This window comes from Zwartia vadi, assembly GCF_030410375.1.
Lineage (GTDB): Bacteria > Pseudomonadota > Gammaproteobacteria > Burkholderiales > Burkholderiaceae_B > Zwartia > Zwartia vadi.
Map to the genome: position 1 here is coordinate 208,257 of NZ_JAUHHE010000001.1, position 17,816 is coordinate 226,072.

Below are 17,816 nucleotides of genomic sequence, written 5' to 3' on the forward strand. Positions count from 1 at the left end.
CTGAACATCATAGTGAACACAGGAAACACAGCAGATGAAAAAAATTTCTCACATCATGAGCGCGGTTGATTTTTCAGATCCCGCTGTGATTGCCCTCAACCGGGCAGGCTTGATCGCCAGGGAGCGCGAGGCTCACCTACTCGTTTGCCATGTGATGAATGAAAGTTTTTTTGAGTCATGGCCGCGAGGCTTTGACCCTTTGCTGTCAAACATCTCCAGCAATCTGAACACCGAGGTTCAGCAACGCCTAGAGGCCTTGGCAGACACGCAAAAGAAACTTGGTACCAAGCACGTGAAAACTTTGCTGGCCGAAGACGAGGGCATGAATGGTTTGGTTAGCGAAGCCAAAAAAAACAAGACCGATCTAGTTGTCGTGGGCGCGCACGGATCTGGTTATTGGCACGATTTATTTCTGGGCTCTTTCCTCACCAAACTCATTGCCCACAACCCGCTCCCAACCCTTGTGGTCAAAGACCAGAAACTAACCTCATACAAAAAAGTTCTCGTGCCAGTGGACTTTTCCGCCTCGACCCCTTCATTGATCGACGCCGCAAAAGCCATCGCTCCAGATGCCGCGAAAATTCTTTTCCACGTTGTACACACCCCTCACGAAGGGATCATGCGGCTTAAAAAAGCCAGCAAGGACCAAATCGAGCAATATCGGCAAGCTTGCTTTGACGAAGCAAAAAAGAAACTTGATGATCTGGTTCAATCTACCCAAGACAGCACCTTTACCGGCACAGTCGTGGAACTCGGCTACGCACCCGCACAGATCATTTCGTATCAGAGAGAAAACGGCTGCGACCTCGTCGTCATCGGCAAGCACGGCACCGGCTTTCTGTCGGATTTGCTTGTAGGCAGCGTGACCAAATTAGTGATGACCAATACGAGTTGCGACATGTTGATCACTGTCGGCCACTAGAGGGGCAATTATGCCCATAAATCCCCGGATTTATTGAATGATATTTGCTTTGCCTCGCAAATTCGTCACGTATTTACCGAGAGCCTCACGAGCAGCGGCTTGCCGTAATTGAACTTCAATATCCTTCATTGGCGGAGGTGTATAACTACGAATATCCTCTAGTCGAATCACGTTCCACCCACTGGGCGTTTGTATAGTGACCTCCTCCCATGAAGTGGACAGATCAGACCTAGAAAATCCGGCTGGGTTTGACCTCCTCCCATAAAGTTGGACACCCGTCCAGCCTTTTGGGGTCAGTTCAAAGAAGGCGCTCATCTAATTACTGGCGGACAGATTTACATCCCAATTGCCACGCCCACCTCGCTGCTTTGAAGCCAACACCAGTTACCACGTCACCCTGCGCTGTAATAATCGAGCGTTCGATTTACGCAGCCCCCTCAGGCCCGAGGTGATGGCATAGATTTCTAGGTTTTTACGAACGAGCCAGCAGGCCTAGCCAACTCGCAATAGCTCACAAATCATGCGATTATTTATTGACGACAGTCAAATAACCATCATATAAGTGTGAGGCGTTCTTAAGATACTTACCTGTTGGCTTCAGGTAGCTATTGCTGACAGCAAACACACACCTACTTGGGCGTGGGTACTCGACCTTGGAGTCTGCTATGAATATTGAACTTGAAGAAGTCGTTGTACAGGATATATCTGATGATGCACTGGAGCTGGCTGCCGGCGGTGCGCAGGGGGATACATGGACCCTCCCGACCGCCTCTGGCTGTCTAGGATGTGGAGCTGTTTATGACTAACCGAGCTGGCTGAGCTGAGCTGAGCCGCCGTTTGGGGGCCTCGGGCTGCTCTGATTGAACTTAAGGGACGTCTACCGCCGCCGTTGGTGCTGTTAGGTAACTATTGCTAAACGGTAACCCACCACCCACTTGGGTACTAGCCACCTTCGGGTGGCTTTTTAGAGGCCGTTTATTAAGGATGCGACAGACGTTTGTGTTAACGCTAAGACATTGAGTAAAGGGGCGGTTAGGCACTTTTATGATGCTCTTGAACAAAGAGCCGTAACAACTGATGTACTGCCTGATGATAGTGAGAGCATTGAGGGCGGTAGGGTTGCCCTGATGTTGGGCGCAAAATTACGTGGCTTTTACATTTACAAGGCATTTGCAATCCTTCAGACCGGTACGACCTTGTACCACGCCTACGGCGGGATGTCGGTTTAAGATCGTTTTACTAACCGTCATCAAGCGTTGATCGAAAGCTCGGGAATACCAAAGATCAAGATCATTTGAATTTTTTAGTAACAGAATACGCTGGTGGTTATGAGGGCATCAACCCAGCGTTATGTCATTTGTATCGAGAAGCCTATAAAAAGCGAACAGGCATTCCGGATATCACCCCCTAAGGTATCAACAAGCAATTGTCGATCCCCAGCTGTTCGTATTTGATTATGCTTCACAACAGCTAGTTAATAGGTCAATGCAGCCTATTCATTTCTGACGAAAAATAATACTTACATAGCATATATGTCAGGCCAAGCTACCGGGGTAGCCTGTCTTTAAGTGAAAGATGCGGCTCGGTCTCGACCATCACCAGTCACCCTAGGGAAACATACATGGCATTTGATTTACAACACATACTTACAAACGCAGCAACCATTGACGAGTTGCTCGGACCTAATTATGAGCCACAGATCGGTCAGAAAGACAGCACGGATCGCGCAGCCTTAAGACTTGCTGCATGGTGTCGCTCTGCGTCAAGCGGAGATTGGGGTTTATTTTTTAAACGTATCAGTCGTGACAAGCTTTCTATTGATCAGATCTTATCCCGATTCGCTGATGTCAGACATTCGCCGGATGCACCGAAACCCGCATGGTTTCTAGATGCTCAATGGACGTATCAAGCGTTAACTAGTGAATTTGGGAGCAGTCAACTTTTTTTTGTTGATGGTGCAGACCCTCGGCCATTTGAGAAGCTCTTTTATGCGTTGATAGAGCGCGCAGAAATCTACGTAATCGACAAGACAGAGCCACAAGCACTCGCATTGTTTAACGAGTCGGCCAGATTGGATTTACGTATTGGGCTGTTAAAACTGCTCACAGATCTATATGCCCCGTTGTTATACAGCAAGTTTGTGGCAATCTTAAAAAAACATAGTCCAGATGGTAAATTGCCTGCGTCAACTGCAATGGAAGGCGCAGATCAAGTTGATCGAATGGTTGAGGATCTGAGATCCACTGAGTTGGCGGCGCTCTTTGCAGAAAAACCAGTCTTAATGCGCTTAACGGCTACGATCGTCAGGCAGTGGATAGACACGACGGCAGAGCTAATTACTCGTCTGCATTCTGACATCACAGACATTAGGGCACTCATCACGCACTCTGCGCCCGATGTCAAAGTGCAGGCGATTGTCGGCGATTTGTCTGATCCGCATAACTTTGGTCATTCGGTGCAGATCCTTACCTTTGCGGATCAAACCAAACTTGTCTACAAACCTAAAGATTTGCGTTTGGATGTTGCGTGGCACGATCTGATCGTAATCTTTAACGCTAGTTTGCCACCCGTTGATCTCAAGCCCGTCAAAGCCATTGCATGCCATGAATATGGGTGGACCGAGTTTATCTACCACATCTCGTGTGAGTCCGCACAAGATATTAAGCTGTTTTATCGTCGCTCGGGTGCATGGTTAGCCGTGTTTCACTTGTTTGTTAGCACTGATATGCACTTTGAAAACATCCTAGCCCATGGTGCACATCCAGTTCCAATTGATCTCGAAACGATTTTACAGGCCTCTACGCCTGAAGCAGAGCAAGCAACACCTGAGACAGCAGCCATCATCGAGGCAAACCGCAGTATAGTGAACTCGGTGTTGATGGTGGGGATGCTGCCGTCATACACTAAAAGCCCCAACAATAAGATTTTTGATATGAGCGGGCTCAATGCAGTTAAAAGCAGTGCGCCCGTTGGCGTGTGGAAAAACGCTAATACAAATGGTATGCGCTGGATGCAAGTGCCAAATGACTCAACAGAGTCGCCCAATATTCCGCACTTCAAAGGGCAATATGCGCAACTAGGTGATTACTTACCTGCCTTCATTGAAGGCTTCGAGCAGTACTCGTATTTCTTACTCAAACAGCGCGATGCGATGGGCGTCACGACTATGCTTAATCCCTTTAAAAATCTTCCTGTACGCAAGGTGATTCGAAACACTCGTTTTTATTACATGCTGTTGCAACGACTCAAGGAGCATCGCAACATGGGCGATGGGGTGACGTGGAGTGCACAAGCAGAGTTTTTAACCAGACTCGCTGACTGGGACGCTAAAGATGATTTGCTTTGGCCGCTTCAAGAGGCAGAACGAATAGCGTTAGTGAATTTAAATGTACCGCACTTTTTTTCACTAAGCGATGAAGATTTAGTAAGTGCGATTACTGGCCAACAAACTCAAACAGGGTCGCAATCTGGACTTGAGCGAGCAATAGAGCGCTTTACCCAGTGGTCAGAATTAGAGATTAAACGCCAAATTGAAATCATTAAAGTCAGTACGAGTTTTGTGTCGCGATCCGATAGCGACAGCAAGGAAAAATATCTATTTAATCGTAAACTCAAACAATCGGCTCCAAGTTTAGACCAGCAATCGTTATCCTCGGAGGTCGCTCGCATCGCCGGAAGTATCGCGCAGCATGGCAAGATCAAAGAAAAAAGCGTAGCTTGGGTCGGTCTTGACTGGTTAGGGGATTCAGAAGTCGGGCAGCTCGTCACGCTTGGCGCGAATTTATATAATGGCACCAGTGGCATCGCACTGTTTCTAGCTGCCCATACCCACTATGCTGATGATTCAGTCAGTCGTGAACTTGCACTCAAGGCTCTTGCTGCAACGCGGCTCCAAATTGCACAACCCTCCGCACCAAGATGGGCTAGAGGGTTAGGCATTGGAGGTACAAGCGGACTTGGCTCAGTTGTCTACGCACTGACAGTTATCTCAGAACTACTTTCTGAACCGTCTTTATTACAAGAAGCCCTGACGGCATCGAATTTATTCTCTAACGAATTGATCGCAGCTGATCGTTCCTTGGATGTAATTGCCGGTAGTGCTGGGGGCATTCTTGGGCTATTGGCGCTTTACCGAAAAACCCTGTCAAAGGAAGTATTAAGCAAAGCAATTGCTTGTGGTGAGCATTTATTGCGACAACCTCGGTTGGGTGAGGTCGGTAAACGCAGCTGGGCAATACTTGAAATAAGTAAATCACCTTTAACGGGCTTCTCGCATGGTGCTGCTGGGTTCGCTTATGCACTATCAAGTCTGGCAAAAGTCAGCGGTCGTGAGGAATTCGAGGTGGCAGCACAAGAGTGTTTGACTTACGAAGCCCAATGTTACAAAGCAGACTTATTCAATTGGTCTAATTTAGGTAGCGCTGAAGGCGAAGTAGTTTTGCCGACTCAATGGTGTCACGGAGCAATAGGCATTGGACTTGCTCGTATTGCAAGCAGTCGTCTTGGTCAGGTCAAGTCAAAATCAATTACTGACGATATCACCTACGCAGTAAAAAATTCATTGACTAACTGGCCCCAGCATTTAGATACGCTGTGTTGCGGCACACTCGGTGCGATTGAGTTTCTAGCCGAGGCAGGTAAATTATTAAACCAACCCACTCTTGGACATTTATCGGATCAACGTCTGAAGCAAATTATTGCGAACCGCCAAGAGCATGGTGACTACGCTTGGAATGCTGATGGCACGGCTTTTAATCTTGGTTTATTTCGTGGTTTGTCTGGGGTCGGCTACACCATACTAAGGAAATTGGATCCGCAGTTGCCAAATGTTTTGATATGGGAATAACCCCGACGAAAATGAAAAATTATCGGTACATTAAAAAGTGACGAGGGGTGTTTTAAAAAAGTGGTAGCCGTTCATGCAGAACAAGGTGTAAATGTAGCCGGATGGGACCCAAATGGATTTTTTTTTGGGGGGGGTATGGCGGGTGTCGATTGGCTCAAATCGACAAGGGGTGAGGTCAGTTTTTTTAACGAAGGAAACGAATGTGATTTGTAGTGACTACGCGAGCAAACCGATTGAGAGTCTTGCCGCGCCTGCGAGCCACGGAATCTTATCGTCTGGAGGTGTTTGAAGCCCATGATGGCGGTGTCAGCCAACGCAAGCTCTCTGTCACGCATCGTATCGGTAGCGCCACTATTGAACGCTGGTATCAACAGCAGATCAAACGATGCGTATCGGAGCTCTCTGGTCGATCATGTCCACGGGTGCTTGGCATTGATGAACATTTCTTTACGCGTAAGCAAGGCTTTGCCACAACCTTGGTCGATCTTAAAAATCATAAGGTCTTCGATGTGGTGCTTGGACGCTCAGAACTCAGCCTGAGGCAGTATTTAAGCCGCTTACCGGGTAGGGAGAAGGTACAAATCGTTGTGATGGATTTATCAGAAACCTATCGCCAAATCGTACAAAAGTACTTTCCAAATGCCAAGATCGTGGCCGACCGCTTTCATGTCATACGCCTGGTCAATCAGCATTTTCTCAATCTGTGGAAACAGCAAGATCCGGTTGGCAGAATGAACCGTGGCCTCTTGAGCTTGATGCGTCGACATCAGTGGAACCTCTCCAAAGAGCAGCGCGATAACCTTGCAAGGTATTTGGAACCATTCCCAGCGCTAAAGGCTCTGTACTTTGCAAAACAACGACTCAATAAACTGTTACGTCTTAAGAACTTAACAGCCAGACATGCTCAGAATTTAGGGGTGAGGTCAGCTTAAGTTGATTACGCAGTTTGCTCAGAGTCCGGCAAAGACATTAGCCAATACACTGAAGTCCTGGATTGAGCCAATCGTCAGGATGTGGCGCTTCTCAAAGTCAAACGGCATTACCGAAGGATTCCACACTAAAATGGAAATGATGTCCCGAAGGGCATATGGATTTAGAAACTTTGAAAATTACCGGCTGAGGGTCTTGGCCCACTGCGGTTGGAACGGCGTATTTAGCCGTGTTTGATGAGTACTGATATTGAATGAATACTGCTCATCCCCCGATAATGGGGTAGAGCCCTTTTTTATTGGCGGACAGAGGGGGATTCGAACCCCCGATACGCTTTGAACGTATACACGCTTTCCAGGCGTGCGCCTTCAACCACTCGGCCACCTGTCCGTTTTACTGCAAGCCCGCTATTCTAGCATCAACGAGTAAGAGACAGCTCCCTAGGGCACAATCATCTAAATATTATAGGGATGCGCCAGGTACGACCTATGAATCAGCTTGAATTACTGTGCCTGTCCTTCCAAGCGGCGAACTCCAGAGGCCGAATACCAAAACGAACGACGTTGCCCGGATGCAAAGTTTTAAATTCGCCAAGTACCAGTTGGATGAAATGCTCCTGATCTTCGCTTTTTACAACTAAAGGTGTTCTATAGCGAATGGTTTCAACTTTTGCGGACTCATCGTTTCGCACAATGGCCGCGACAACTTCGCTCAATGCTTGCCGATAACGGAGCCGAAATATATCAGGCGGCACGAGATTCTGTTTCACAGCAACGTACTGTTGACAAGACCTCTCATAGGCCCATACGAATACGTCTCGAAGTAATTCGATGCGATTCAACTCATAAACGCCGAGCATGGCATCCACGTACGACTGCTGCGGTACATCTATGAACGATAACGGACACAGGTTATGGCGAATGAACGGTATATTAGCGGCCAACCTCGAGACTCGCTTATTCACATCCTCGAAAGGTTGTAAATAGGATAAGTGCACCATTAGGAAAAAAGCCTGTTCAAATGGATCATCTATTTCCGAAGCCATCTGTATAACGATGCCGAACAGCTCCTCCAATCTTTGAGGCAAGGCAACTGGCAAATAGACACTCCCCCCAATTTCTACCGCCCTGTTGCGAATGCTGCCGCAGGACAATGGGTCGGCCATCAATCCATCTGAGAGAAATGCATGAAGTGAAATTATGACTTCCTTCGTCAAACTTGCATGCTCGGTATTGCGAACTAAAAATTCAATGGCATCTTTATGATTCAGGATCATCTGCGTTTCCAGGGCATCTTTACCCTCAGCAGCTTGGCCGTATTCAATTAAACGTTCAGTATCGAGTCGACTGTAGGTATTCCCCTCAAGTTGTGACGAGGCCCAAGAAAGGTCTACTAGCAAGCGATTAAGGATATCCCGTGCAAAGGTACCGGCAGGAGTTTGCTCTGCTGGCGAACGTCCTAGAGCGTGTAACTGATCCCGGAGACCTTTCGGCAGGTACTCCGTTTGGTTAGGGTGATATTGTTCTAGAAATTCCAGCTTGTAACTAACAGGTGAGCGAAACTGGCGAGGTTGACGAACATAGGCCTTAATCTGTTCTCCCTCCAATGAGGTAGGCACATAAATCTCGGCAGTAATGTGATCCTTTGCTTTGATCCCCTCTTCAACAGATACATTGAAAGAGTTTGAAGTGGCGCGATATCGCACTGAGCGAGCCTCACCAAACATCTGTACTCGCCCTTGCTCAATCAACCTAGACAGACGTCGCTGCAAACTTCTGCGCTGCAAGCTGCCCCCCAGGGACTGCAACAGCGCATCAATGCCTAAACCATCATGATGTTTCGAAATCAATTCGACCAAGTGATTCAAATCTTCTTTTGATGTGAGTCGCGGCATATGTTTCACTCCTTTAGACGGGGCAGTGCCAGTATCGCGTCACTTTAAATGATGCGCAACAACTATTGCGACAAATAAAGTGACGCGATATGGATTATTGCGACAAAATAAATGGCAAGCAAGACGCCCTAGGCGCTACACCCGCATTACCATCAAGATTGGAAGGTATTTTGGTAGCGAAGCATTCTTTCGCAGTAACGCGCGATCGTATCGACCTCGAGATTCACGCGTTGACCGATCTTCAGGTGCTGCAAGGTCGTGACGGCAATCGTGTGCGGAATCAGATTAATACTGAATTGTGTACCGTCTGCGCGGTCCTCTACCCGATTCACGGTCAAACTGACACCATTGACCGTGATCGAGCCTTTATAGGCTAAAAAAGGCGCCAATGACGCAGGGGCTTGTACGATAAGCTCCCAAGACTCACCCACAGGTTCAAACTTCACAACCTCGCCCAGGCCATCAACATGACCCGAAACGATGTGCCCGCCAATCTGATCACCGACGCGGAGTGATTTTTCGAGATTAACCGGACCCTCAGAGTCCAGACCCATTGTCAGCCGCAAACTTTCACGCGAAACGTCAACAGCAAACCCCTCGGCATGCTTGGAGACCACTGTCATGCAAGCACCTTGAATCGCAATCGAATCACCAAGCCCCACATCACTCAAATCCAGGCCACCCGCATGAATGGTCAGATGCACCCCCGCGTCAGCTTGTCCGCCCGCTAGGGGCTCGATTTTTTCGATACGGCCCACCGCCGCGACAATACCTGTAAACATCAGAGCGCCTTACCTGTTGTGAATTCAGTCAAATGAATGTTCTGCATGAGCTCGCGCCAGTGTTCTGGCAGGCGCGCGCGCAACCGGACATCCGCACCAAGTTGTTTGAGCTCGGTAAACTCAAAACGCTGCACACCGTCAAGTTTGGTCAAGGCAGGCAACTGTGCCATCCCCATGCCCTCGCCCAATAAAACCGGCGCAAGATAAACCAGGAGCTCATCGACGCAATCAGCGTTCAACAACGCGCCATTCAAGCCCGAACCTGCTTCGATATGCACTTCGTTTACATCGTTCCCACCAAGCCATTTCATCATGGCACGCATATCGACGCGACGGCGCGCCCGACCGGTTGAAGCAGGCGAGTCTTCCGGTACATAGACCACCTGAACACCACGATCCTCAAGGCGCGCGCTTTTTTCAGGGTTTTGATCGCCCGTGAATATCATTGCGCCCTCACCCTTCAGGATGGCAGCATCCTCGTTGATCTCAAAACCCGGATCAATGACAGCACGACGCGGCTGACGGGCGGTTGCCACATGCCGCACATTCATTTGTGGATCATCTGCGCGCACGGTCCCAATTCCAGTCAGCACCAAACAGCTTCGTGCGCGCCAGTGATGTCCATCGGCACGGGCTTCAGGCCCGGTAATCCACTGGGAAACCCCGTTTGCAAGCGCAGTGCGGCCATCCAGCGAGGCGGCTATTTTCATCCAGACGTACGGAACGCCACGCGTCATGCGCGACACAAAGCCGGGATTGATCGCCAGCGCAAGATCCGCGCAGACTCCCACATTAACCTCGATACCCGCCTCGCGCATCAGACGCATGCCGCGTCCCGCCACATGAGGGTTTGGATCAAAATGCGCGAATACGACGCGCTCGGGTTTTGCTGCGATTAACGCGTCGACGCAGGGCGGTGTACGCCCGTAGTGACTACACGGCTCAAGAGTGATGTAAACGGTCGCACCCTCCGCGCTCAACCCACGCGCCCGCATATCCTGCAGCGCCATGATTTCCGCATGATGGGAACCAACGGCTTGCGTGGCACCGCGACCAATCACCTGCGCCTCACGGACAATCACACATCCCACGCGCGGATTGGGAGATGGCACATAAAGAGCCTCCTCGGCAAGTACCAGCGCCTGACGCATAAAAAACACGTCTTGGTCAGGGTTACGCACTTCGAGGGAATGAGAAGGTTTCATATTCAAGTTTTGCGCTGCGCGGGCGGACCCTGCATTTCGCGTATCGCCTCGACAAACTCACCGATGTCTTCGAAACTTTTATAAACGGAGGCAAAGCGCACGTAGGCAACCTTGTCGAGCTTTTTTAATTCATTCATCACAAGCTCGCCCAAAAACTCGGTCGAGACCTCGCGTTGACCACTGGTCAGCAAACGCTCTTCGATTCGCGCGACCACAGCATCTACCTCTTCAGTACTCACAGGACGCTTACGCAAAGCAAGCGCCAAACTCGCGCGTAATTTTGAAGCGTCATAGTCATTACGGCTACGGTTTCGCTTGACGATCGTTGGCATCTCAAGCTCGGCACGCTCGTATGTCGTAAAACGACGATCGCAAGCCGGACAACGGCGACGACGGCGAATGAAGTCACCCTCATCCGCGCCGCGAGAGTCCACTACCTGCGTATCAGCATGCCCGCAAAAGGGACACTTCATGAGGTCGCCTCGATCAAAACGCAGAGGGCAACGCGTTGTGCGTTGCCCCTTGCTTAACGATAGACAGGAAACGCGGCAGTCAACGCATTGACGCGCTCGCGGACCGATGCGATATTTGCTGGGTCACGTGGATTGTCAAACACGTCCGCAATCAGATTGCCTGTCAGCTCGGCTTCGGTTTCTTTAAAGCCGCGCGTGGTCATTGCAGGCGTACCCAAACGGATACCGCTTGTCACAAAGGGCTTTTCCGGATCGTTTGGAATCGAATTTTTGTTGACCGTGATGTGTGCTTCACCCAGAACGGCTTCGGCTTCTTTGCCCGTGATGCCCTTGGCACGCAGATCGACCAGCATGACATGGCTCTCGGTACGGCCCGACACAATCCGCAACCCGCGCTTGACCAACGTTTCGGCCAATACCTGGGCATTCTTGACGACTTGAGCGGCGTAGGCTTTGAACTCGGGCGTCGCAGCTTCGCGGAAAGCCACAGCTTTGGCCGCAATCACATGCATCAGGGGTCCGCCTTGGATACCGGGGAAAATCGCGGAATTAATCGCTTTTTCAAACTCCGCTTTCATCATGATGACCCCGCCACGAGGGCCACGCAGTGACTTGTGGGTTGTTGACGTCACAAAATCGGCATGTGGGACGGGATTCGGATAGGCACCGCCGGCCACCAGACCAGAGTAGTGCGCCACGTCCACCAACAACAAGGCGCCGTTATCTTTGGCAATACGAGCCAACCGCTCAAAATCCATGCGCAGGGAGTACGCGGAAGCGCCTGCGACGATCAACTTGGGTTTTTGCGTTTTAGCCAGTTGCTCGACCTTGTCATAGTCGAGCACTTCATTTGCATCGAGGCCGTACTGATGAAAGTTGTAGAGCTTACCTGAGGCATTCACGGATGCCCCATGCGTCAAGTGTCCACCTTCTGCCAAACTCATTCCCAATACGGAATCACCCGGCTTTAAGACAGCCAGATAGACAGCTTGGTTGGCCTGTGAACCCGAATTCGGCTGTACGTTGGCTGCTTCGGCACCAAACAAGGACTTCAGCCGATCAATCGCAAGCTGCTCGACCACGTCGACATACTCGCAGCCACCGTAATAACGCTTGCCGGGGTAGCCCTCGGCATATTTATTGGTGAGCTGAGTGCCCTGTGCCTGCATCACTGCGGGACTGGCGTAGTTTTCGGAAGCGATCAGCTCGATATGCTGCTCTTGGCGCTTGTCCTCTTTCTGGATAGCGGCCCAGATATCGGGGTCCACGCGGTCTAATGTGAGTTTGCGATCAAACATAGGAATCCTGGCGAAAGTAAATGCGGTAAATGCGAAAATTGAATGCTGATAGTGTACTGCGCCTCGCACCCCCCGATGACTCAACATCTATAGGGTGTCTTGCGTGGTGTGACAAATGGTGTGACAACTCAAGAAACGGTGACGCGGGCGAACTTGCGCTTGCCGACCTGCACCACATAGGTACCGGCACTGACTTGCAAGCCTTTATCCTCGACACGATCGCCATCAATACGCACCCCGCCCTGTTCAACATTACGTTGTGCCTCAGCGCCGGAAGCCACCAGTCCGGCCTCGCGCAAGAGTTTCAAGATCCCAACCGGCGCACCAGCGAGGGTAACTTCTGGCATATTTTCAGGAATGGCGCCATCCCGGAATCGTGACTCAAAGGCTGCCAAAGCAGTCTCGGCCGCCGACTGCGAGTGAAAGCGCGCCACGATTTCCTGGGCAAGCATGACCTTGGCATCCCGGGGATTGCGCCCGGCATCGGTCTGCGCGCGCAACGCCGCAATGTCCTCCAAACTCCGGAAGGACAGTAAATTGAAGTATTTCCACATCATCGTGTCGGAAATCGACATGATTTTGCCAAAAATAGACTCTGGTGCTTCGCCGATGCCGATGTAGTTATTTTTGGACTTAGACATCTTTTCGACGCCATCCGTACCCTCAAGCAGAGGCATTGTCAAAATGCACTGAGGCTCTTGACCATATTCCTTTTGCAGCTCTCTGCCGACCAGCAAATTAAACTTCTGGTCAGTCCCGCCAAGCTCCAGGTCCGCCTTCAGGGCGACCGAGTCGTAGCCCTGCATCAGCGGGTATAAAAACTCATGAACCGAAATCGGCACACCAGCCTTGAACCGCTTGGTAAAGTCATCGCGCTCCATCATGCGCGCCACGGTATAGCGCGAAGCAAGCTGGATCATGCCGCGTGCGCCCAAGGGATCGCACCACTCCGAGTTATAGCGAATCTCTGTTCGTGCGGGATCGAGCACCATACTGGCTTGCGCGTAGTAGGTGCGGGCATTCTCCTCAATCTGCTCGCGCGTGAGGGGCGGACGAGTCGAATTGCGTCCGGACGGATCGCCAATCATGGACGTAAAGTCGCCAATCAGAAAAATGACTGTGTGACCGAGGTTCTGCAGCTGACGCATTTTATTGAGCACAACGGTGTGCCCAAGGTGAATATCAGGCGCAGTAGGATCCAATCCCAGCTTAACTCTCAGCGGTATCCCCGTCGCTTGACTTCGCGCAAGTTTTTGCGCAAATTCCGAGCGCACCAGAAGCTCTTCGCACCCGCGCTCAACAATACGCAAGTTAGCTTCTATTTCTGGGGTAATCGTGTATTTTGACGTAGACATAAAAGAAGTAAGCCAATTTGATCGGTGAAAGTGACAAAAAAAGCTGTTGGATCGCTCGAAATCGGCTAACATACTTTTTTACAAGACTGACATCATACGCAAACTAATCTTGCTCTGCCACGCAAAATCCGGCATGAGTGTGGCGTATAAGCATCGTTTTCTAACCGAATGATGCTGATGCTCAGATGTTGTCTCAGCAATGCTGTTTCTTTATATCAGTACATAGGATCTCTACCTGATGCGTTTGAACAATCACCCGACAACCAAGCCCGCCCTCGCCCCAACAGCCCTTTCGCTGTCCGGTCAAAAAGAAGGACGCTCTGGCTTGTTGCGTGGCGTGGTCGTCAGTACAGTTCTAGTATTGGGTCTAGGTGCAGTCGCACTGGGCCTGATTCAACCAGCAAACGTGGACGCGGCCGATGGCCAAGCGGCCGCAGCGCGTGCAAACGAACCGATCCCTGAACAGCGCCTCGTTCTGAACGTAGTACCCGTGCCCGCACCCGACCCTGCCGAGGCCATTCCAGCCGAGCAGGCCCCAGAAGAAACACCCTACATCACAGAAACGCGCATTCGTTCTGGTGACACGCTAGCCACGGTTTTAAAAAGGCTGGATATTTCTGATTCAAATCTACTCAACTATTTGACTCGTGAGCCTAAGGCTCGCTCCGTTTACAAGTTGATCGTCGGCCGCTCGATGCAAGCCGCTACCAACGATGACGGCGATCTGCTGTGGGTTCGCTACTATCACACCCCCAACGCGGATGCGAACGGTAACGGCACCGCCAAGACCCTCCAGATTACCGCCACGAAAAATGGTTTTGAAGCCGAAGAGCTACTCCAGCCCCTCGAGACACACATAGAGGTTGCAGTCGGAACGATTCGCTCCTCCCTCTTTGCAGCCACAGATCTTGCCGGCATTCCCGACGGCATCACCTCGCAGATGGCCGAAGTCCTCAGCAGCAAAGTAGACTTTTTGCGTGGCCTTCGGACCGGAGACCAATTCCGAGTCGTTTACGAGACCCGAACAATCGGTGGCCGTAACGCTGGCACAGGTCGCGTTCTGGCACTCGAATTCATTAATGACGGTAAAACACACAATGCAGTCTGGTTTAGCCCCGATGGCAAGACGGGCGGGTATTACAACCTCGAAGGCGAAAGTCTGCGTGGCGCCTTTTTGCGTAGCGCCCTGAAGTTCTCCCGCATCAGCTCGACGTTCGGCATGCGCAAGCTCCCCGGTCTGCAAGCCTGGTCTGGCCATCACGCGGGGGTCGACTATGCGGCGCCAACCGGCACACCTATCCACGCCACAGCTGACGGCACCGTGGATTTCATCGGTTGGAAAAACGGTTATGGCAACACAATCGTTCTGAAACATCACAGCCGAATCACCACCCTGTATGCACACCAGAGTCGGTTTGCTCCCGGCCTCAAAGCTGGCAGCAAAGTCTCCCAAGGCGATTTGATTGGCTACGTTGGCTCCACAGGTTGGTCGACTGGGCCTCACTTGCATTATGAGTTTCGCGTCGCTGACAAGCCAATCGACCCCTTGACCGCAACGGCAAACATGCCGGCTTCCCAGCCTCTGGCACCAGAACATCGCGAACTATTCGCACAGGTCGTGGCACCTTACAAACAGCAGCTGCAAGTGCTCGCCAAGTTTCAGGAAGCCGTTCCCGAAACGAGCAACGTTGCCAGCCGCTAAAAGCCCGCCCTTCTCTTGTCTGAGACCTCGCTTTATATCGGGCTGATGTCCGGTACAAGCTTGGATGGCGTGGATGCCGTCCTCGCGCGCTTTGACCAGCAGGGTCGACCCTTGATCCTCTCGCATGCCGCGGTGGATTTTCCTCCATCACTTCGCACCGAATTTCTCAGTTTGAACGCTGCCGGCAACGACGAACTTGAACGCGCCGCACGTGCGGCAAACGAATTAGTTGATTTATACGCACAAGCTGTGCAAGAGGTTTTAGCGCAAACTAAAATCGCCTCAAGTGAGGTAGCGGCACTGGGCGCACACGGACAAACTGTCAGGCACAGACCCGAACGTGGCTATACGATTCAACTTAATGCCCCAGCTAGACTTGCCGAATTGACAGGCATTAGCGTGATCGCCGATTTCCGTAGTCGGGATGTCGCTGCTGGCGGCCAAGGCGCGCCGCTTGTCCCGATTTTCCACGCAGGTGTGTTTTCTGCCCCCCACACGCGCGTTGTGCTCAATCTGGGTGGTATCGCCAACATCACCATTCTGCGTCCTCAGCACCCACCTCAGGGCTTCGATACGGGGCCTGCGAATGTACTGATGGATATGTGGTGCGCGCAGCATACAGGGCACGCCTTTGACCGGGATGGCGCTTGGGGCGCATCTGGCGAGCCAGACCTGAAGCTATTGGCTTATCTCATAGACTCCGAGCCTTGGTTTAGCCTCGCAGCGCCAAAATCAACCGGCCGTGACCTGTTCAATCGTTCCTGGCTCGACAAGCGGCTTGCTCAGTTTTTTTCTGAAAATCAAACGTCAGAAAACTCCGGCTCTAAAAACTTTGACGCTCGCACCGCATTAAATATCCAAGCAACGTTAAGGAACCTGACTGCGCACACCGTCGCACAATGCATCCTGAACGAGGCGAGCGACACAAAGGAGCTATTGGTGTGTGGCGGTGGTGCGCGCAATCTCGCTCTGATGGCGGAGCTACAAAAACTGATGCCCTGCCCCGTCAGAACGACGGATAGCGAGGGCATTGGTACTCAAGATGTCGAAGCGCTTGCGTTTGCTTGGCTAGCCTGGGCACACCAGCATGGCGTGCCGGCCGGTCATCCGTCTGTCACGGGCGCAAGGGGCCCGCGCATTCTTGGCGCTTGTTGGCCAGCCTAAACGACTAGGCCAAAGTCTTAGACTGAGAACGAAGATCCGCAGCCACAGGTCGTTGTCGCGTTGGGATTGCGAATCACAAACTGTGAGCCTTCGATGTCTTCTTTGTAATCAATCTCGGCGCCGACGAGATACTGAAAGCTCATCGGATCCACCAGCAAGGCTACGCCATTCTTTTCAAGTGTCGTGTCGTCTTCGTTGACGTCCTCGTCAAACGTGAATCCATACTGAAAACCCGAACAACCACCGCCCTGCACAAAAACGCGCAGCTTGAGATTGGCGTTACCTTCCTCGATGAGGAGATCTTTGACCTTGGCGGCCGCAGAGTCCGTAAAAAGGATAGGCGTCGGAGGGGCCTGTAAATCAACAGTTTGGCTCAATGTGCTCATTTTTAGCTCCTGCCCTGGTTCAGGGCGACTTTCGCGATCAATCTGATGTAAGCGTCGGAGATACCCGACTAAGTTGCTCAACTATACCGCAAACGGGGTGCCTAATTAAAGATCAACCTTGCGCGAAGCAAGGACAATGTCACCAGACAAAATGCTGACCGTAACCGAGGTCGGTTCAAAATCAACGGGCATGGCGAGGACGCCCTGGCTGCGTTGAAACTGGTCAAAACTTAATTTGAGGCTGTCTTGATCCTGTGTCGCAGCCCCCAGGGTATTGACGGGCGAATTGGAGTTGCTGTTTTTAACAACAACGCTTTGGGATGACTGCAACACTGCCGTCATCTCTTTTCCGTCTTTCATTCCAGAGGCAACAAATTGCAAACGACCATTGAATCGCTCACCCGGCTTGCCGCTGCGCATCAGAAGCACTCTAAACCTGAGGTCTTGATTCTGTCGCTCCAACTCAACCGCTCGCACCGCAATCGCACCCTGCGGACCAGGCGGTAACAGTTGCTCATAGAAAGCCAGATGATCTTTGTTGCGACCCAGCTCTTCTTGAAGCGCGGCGAGACTTTTTTCCAACTCCGCACGAGCAGCTTGCTCGATCGTCAACTCTTGTCGAATCTGCTGCGCACGCGCGTTGGCATCATTGATTTTCGCCTCAAGTTCCATGCGAAGCTGTGCCTGAGCGGCCTGCTGGGTGCGCAACTGTATTGCCAGCGCATCCGGACCCGAGTGTTGAGCCAAATACACACCCGCCCCAATACCCGCAGCGATCAACAACAGCGCACCAAGCACCCAGAACACAAGTGTTTTAAAAGGGGACTTGGGGCCGGATAACTCGCTCAACAGAACCCCC

Annotated in this window: 15 protein-coding genes and 1 tRNA gene; 7 read left to right on the forward strand and 9 right to left on the reverse strand. The window is 51.3% G+C overall.

The genetic code is table 11. The features are described 5' to 3' along the window. Positions 1 to 34: 34 nt before the first annotated feature. The 5 genes from QWY27_RS01030 (at position 35) to QWY27_RS15325 (ending at position 6,935) form a co-directional block, all read left to right on the forward strand. Positions 35 to 922, forward strand: a complete 888-nt coding sequence (locus QWY27_RS01030) for a universal stress protein (RefSeq protein ID WP_290193901.1) — start codon at positions 35 to 37, stop codon at positions 920 to 922. Between the two features lie 665 nt (positions 923 to 1,587). Further along, on the forward strand, positions 1,588 to 1,728 hold the full coding sequence (locus tag QWY27_RS01035; protein WP_290193902.1) for a hypothetical protein: 141 nt from the start codon (positions 1,588 to 1,590) through the stop codon (positions 1,726 to 1,728). An 815-nt stretch (positions 1,729 to 2,543) separates the two neighbouring features. Next, positions 2,544 to 5,768 (forward strand): type 2 lanthipeptide synthetase LanM family protein, encoded by a 3,225-nt coding sequence (locus QWY27_RS01040; RefSeq protein WP_290193903.1) that lies wholly within the window; start codon positions 2,544 to 2,546, stop codon positions 5,766 to 5,768. 212 nt (positions 5,769 to 5,980) lie between these two features. After that, on the forward strand, positions 5,981 to 6,700 hold the full coding sequence (locus tag QWY27_RS01045) for a transposase (RefSeq protein ID WP_290193904.1): 720 nt from the start codon (positions 5,981 to 5,983) through the stop codon (positions 6,698 to 6,700). A gap of 1 nt (position 6,701) precedes the next feature. Then, on the forward strand, positions 6,702 to 6,935 hold the full coding sequence (locus tag QWY27_RS15325) for a transposase (RefSeq protein ID WP_353958755.1): 234 nt from the start codon (positions 6,702 to 6,704) through the stop codon (positions 6,933 to 6,935). A gap of 62 nt (positions 6,936 to 6,997) precedes the next feature. Here the strand turns inward: QWY27_RS15325 and QWY27_RS01050 are convergent. From QWY27_RS01050 to tyrS, 7 genes are all read right to left on the reverse strand, one after another. Further along, positions 6,998 to 7,088: transfer RNA gene (locus tag QWY27_RS01050), tRNA-Ser, on the reverse strand. 103 nt (positions 7,089 to 7,191) lie between these two features. After that, entirely contained in the window at positions 7,192 to 8,592 is a 1,401-nt protein-coding gene (locus QWY27_RS01055) for a Fic family protein (protein ID WP_290193905.1), read from the reverse strand. Between the two features lie 152 nt (positions 8,593 to 8,744). Beyond that, the gene (locus QWY27_RS01060; RefSeq protein ID WP_290193906.1) at positions 8,745 to 9,374 is read right to left on the reverse strand and encodes a riboflavin synthase; all 630 of its coding nucleotides are present in this window, start codon (positions 9,372 to 9,374) and stop codon (positions 8,745 to 8,747) included. Then, positions 9,374 to 10,579: a bifunctional diaminohydroxyphosphoribosylaminopyrimidine deaminase/5-amino-6-(5-phosphoribosylamino)uracil reductase RibD gene (gene ribD, locus QWY27_RS01065; RefSeq protein WP_290193907.1), complete on the reverse strand. Its 1,206-nt coding sequence runs from the start codon at positions 10,577 to 10,579 to the stop codon at positions 9,374 to 9,376. The genes QWY27_RS01060 and ribD overlap by 1 nt, the downstream gene beginning before the upstream one ends. A 2-nt stretch (positions 10,580 to 10,581) precedes the next feature. Beyond that, entirely contained in the window at positions 10,582 to 11,052 is a 471-nt protein-coding gene (nrdR, locus tag QWY27_RS01070; RefSeq protein ID WP_290193908.1) for a transcriptional regulator NrdR, read from the reverse strand. A gap of 53 nt (positions 11,053 to 11,105) precedes the next feature. Further along, the gene (gene glyA / locus QWY27_RS01075) at positions 11,106 to 12,350 is read right to left on the reverse strand and encodes a serine hydroxymethyltransferase (protein WP_290193909.1); all 1,245 of its coding nucleotides are present in this window, start codon (positions 12,348 to 12,350) and stop codon (positions 11,106 to 11,108) included. A 128-nt stretch (positions 12,351 to 12,478) separates the two neighbouring features. After that, positions 12,479 to 13,705, reverse strand: coding sequence for a tyrosine--tRNA ligase (gene tyrS / locus QWY27_RS01080; protein ID WP_290193910.1), 1,227 nt, complete (start codon positions 13,703 to 13,705; stop codon positions 12,479 to 12,481). 238 nt (positions 13,706 to 13,943) lie between these two features. Here tyrS and QWY27_RS01085 point away from each other — a divergent pair, with 238 nt between their 5' ends. Further along, positions 13,944 to 15,407 (forward strand): M23 family metallopeptidase, encoded by a 1,464-nt coding sequence (locus QWY27_RS01085; protein ID WP_290193911.1) that lies wholly within the window; start codon positions 13,944 to 13,946, stop codon positions 15,405 to 15,407. Between the two features lie 15 nt (positions 15,408 to 15,422). Further along, positions 15,423 to 16,571, forward strand: a complete 1,149-nt coding sequence (locus tag QWY27_RS01090) for an anhydro-N-acetylmuramic acid kinase (protein WP_290193912.1) — start codon at positions 15,423 to 15,425, stop codon at positions 16,569 to 16,571. A gap of 17 nt (positions 16,572 to 16,588) precedes the next feature. On the opposite strand, the gene erpA is transcribed toward QWY27_RS01090, so the two are convergent. Next, the gene (gene erpA / locus QWY27_RS01095) at positions 16,589 to 16,957 is read right to left on the reverse strand and encodes an iron-sulfur cluster insertion protein ErpA (RefSeq protein ID WP_290193913.1); all 369 of its coding nucleotides are present in this window, start codon (positions 16,955 to 16,957) and stop codon (positions 16,589 to 16,591) included. 105 nt (positions 16,958 to 17,062) lie between these two features. Beyond that, positions 17,063 to 17,806 (reverse strand): DUF6776 family protein, encoded by a 744-nt coding sequence (locus QWY27_RS01100; RefSeq protein ID WP_290193914.1) that lies wholly within the window; start codon positions 17,804 to 17,806, stop codon positions 17,063 to 17,065. Positions 17,807 to 17,816 lie beyond the last annotated feature (10 nt).

Coding starts and splice junctions, on each gene's coding strand:
- QWY27_RS01030 (WP_290193901.1), top strand. CDS start 35: ATGAAAAAAATTTCTCACATCATGAGCGCGGTTGATTTTTCAGATCCC.
- QWY27_RS01035 (WP_290193902.1), top strand. CDS start 1,588: ATGAATATTGAACTTGAAGAAGTCGTTGTACAGGATATATCTGATGAT.
- QWY27_RS01040 (WP_290193903.1), top strand. CDS start 2,544: ATGGCATTTGATTTACAACACATACTTACAAACGCAGCAACCATTGAC.
- QWY27_RS01055 (WP_290193905.1), bottom strand. CDS start 8,592: ATGCCGCGACTCACATCAAAAGAAGATTTGAATCACTTGGTCGAATTG.
- QWY27_RS01060 (WP_290193906.1), bottom strand. CDS start 9,374: ATGTTTACAGGTATTGTCGCGGCGGTGGGCCGTATCGAAAAAATCGAG.
- ribD (WP_290193907.1), bottom strand. CDS start 10,579: ATGAAACCTTCTCATTCCCTCGAAGTGCGTAACCCTGACCAAGACGTG.
- nrdR (WP_290193908.1), bottom strand. CDS start 11,052: ATGAAGTGTCCCTTTTGCGGGCATGCTGATACGCAGGTAGTGGACTCT.
- glyA (WP_290193909.1), bottom strand. CDS start 12,350: ATGTTTGATCGCAAACTCACATTAGACCGCGTGGACCCCGATATCTGG.
- tyrS (WP_290193910.1), bottom strand. CDS start 13,705: ATGTCTACGTCAAAATACACGATTACCCCAGAAATAGAAGCTAACTTG.
- QWY27_RS01085 (WP_290193911.1), top strand. CDS start 13,944: ATGCGTTTGAACAATCACCCGACAACCAAGCCCGCCCTCGCCCCAACA.
- erpA (WP_290193913.1), bottom strand. CDS start 16,957: ATGAGCACATTGAGCCAAACTGTTGATTTACAGGCCCCTCCGACGCCT.